Consider the following 1927-nt stretch of genomic DNA (forward strand, 5'->3'; position numbering starts at 1 on the left):
CCGAGCCCGGGACCCATACGCTCTGTGTCCGTGGGACTCCCGGTGTTCGCGAGAACCACCGGCTCCGGGGCTATGGATTCCGGGCTCGCGGACCTTCGGCCCGCGCCGCGGAATGACGGCGCTTGAAGCTATCCCCCCGTCACGCTCATGTGGCGGCCGACGGCGGGGCGCTGCTTGCGGCGATCGATGACGAAGTCGTGGCCCTTGGGCTTGCGACCGATCGCCTCGTCGAGGGTGGCGTGCAGCAGGGAATCGTCCGGCGAGGCCCGCAGCGCCGCGCGAAGATCGGCCGCGTCCTCCTGGCCCAGGCACATGAACAGCGTGCCCGTGCAGGTGAGCCGGACCCGGTTGCAGGATTCGCAGAAATTGTGGGTCAGCGGCGTGATGAAGCCGAGCCGGCCGCCGGTCTCGGCGACCCGGACGTAGCGGGCCGGCCCCCCGGTGCGGTAGTCGGACTCGGTGAGGGTGAAGCGCTCGGCCAGCTTCGCCCGCACCATCGAGAGGGGCAGGTACTGGTCGAGCCGGCTCTCGCCGATGTCGCCGAGCGGCATCACCTCGATGATGGTGAGGTCCATGCCCTCGCCGTGCGCCCAGGCGACGAGGTCGCCGAGCTCGTCCTCGTTGACGCCTTTCAGGCCGACCGCATTGATCTTGACGGCGATTCCGGCCCGCTGCGCGGCCGTGATGCCGGCCTGCACCTGGCCGAGATCGCCCCACCTTGTGATGTCGCGGAATTTTTGGGGATCGAGCGTGTCGAGCGACACGTTGATGCGCCGCACGCCGCAGGCGGCCAGCTCGCCGGCGTATTTGTCGAGCTGCGAGCCGTTGGTCGTGACGGTCAGCTCGTCCAGCGCACCGGTCTCGATGTGGCGGGACAGCGAGCGGAACAAGGTCATGATCCCCCGCCGCACCAGAGGCTCGCCGCCCGTGATGCGCAGCTTGCGGGTGCCACGGGCGACGAACGCGGCGCACAGCCGGTCGAGCTCCTCCAGGGTGAGGATGTCGGCCTTGGGCAGGAAGGTCATGTGCTCCGACATGCAGTAGACGCAGCGCAGGTCGCAGCGGTCGGTCACCGAGACCCGCAGATACGTGATCGCCCGGCCGAACGGATCGACCAGTGGCGTGCCGGTGCCGGCGGTCTCGGCGGTGCGGGACGGGAGCGTCGCCGCAGCCGAAGCGGTCTCGAACGCCATCGCGGGGGCTCTCCTCGGCGGTTCGGGCGTTGGTCGCGGCAGGGGGCCGCACCGGCGTTCCGGTCGCGGCCGTGATCTCGAAGGTTTCTATATAATGCTTGCTCTCGGCCGCGGGGAGGCGGATTTCTGCGATACTGGAACGCGCTTGCGGAAATCGCCCGGCTGTGCACCGCAGGATACCGTGGCCCGGCGCGGCGTCCAGGCCCCCTGCACGGGCCTGCCCCGAGCCGAACCGACACGAGACGGAGCGATGAGCACCAACCCGCCTGCCGCGACCCCTGCGACGAAGCCCTGGCCGACCGAGCTGCGGCTCCGGAAGGACCGGACCGCCCTGCAGGTCACGTTCGAGACCGGAGAAAGCTTCGCCTTGCCGGCCGAAATCCTTCGTGTCCGCAGCCCCAGCGCCGAGGTGCAGGGGCACTCGCCGGCGGAGCGCAAGCTCGTCGCCGGCAAGCGGAACGTCGAGATCCTGGAGGTCCAGCCGGTCGGCAACTACGCCGTGCGGCTCGTCTTCGACGACCTGCACGACACCGGCATCTTCAGCTGGGAGTATCTCCTGGAGTGCGGCCGCAATCTCGCGACCTGGCAGACCGACTACGAAGCCGAGCTCGCCGCTGCGGGTCTTTCGCGGGAGCCGGCGAAGCGGTGACGCGGGAACTCTTTCTGCACCTCCCCCTGGAGGGGGGAGGTCGGACCGCGAAGCGGTCCGGGAGGGGGTGCCAGCGTCTCCGGTG

The 1927-nt window shown here is 69.8% G+C and carries 2 protein-coding genes; one reads left to right on the forward strand and one right to left on the reverse strand.

The features are described 5' to 3' along the window. Positions 1-128: 128 nt before the first annotated feature. Complete coding sequence (gene moaA / locus CH341_RS27220; RefSeq protein WP_111422093.1) at positions 129-1193, reverse strand: GTP 3',8-cyclase MoaA; 1065 nt, start codon at positions 1191-1193, stop codon at positions 129-131. Positions 1194-1443: 250 nt separating this feature from the next. On the opposite strand from moaA, the gene CH341_RS27225 reads away from it, so the two are divergent. Further along, entirely contained in the window at positions 1444-1842 is a 399-nt protein-coding gene (locus CH341_RS27225) for a gamma-butyrobetaine hydroxylase family protein (RefSeq protein WP_111422094.1), read from the forward strand. Positions 1843-1927: the final 85 nt, after the last annotated feature.

Source organism: Rhodoplanes roseus (assembly GCF_003258865.1).
GTDB classification, from domain to species: domain Bacteria; phylum Pseudomonadota; class Alphaproteobacteria; order Rhizobiales; family Xanthobacteraceae; genus Rhodoplanes; species Rhodoplanes roseus.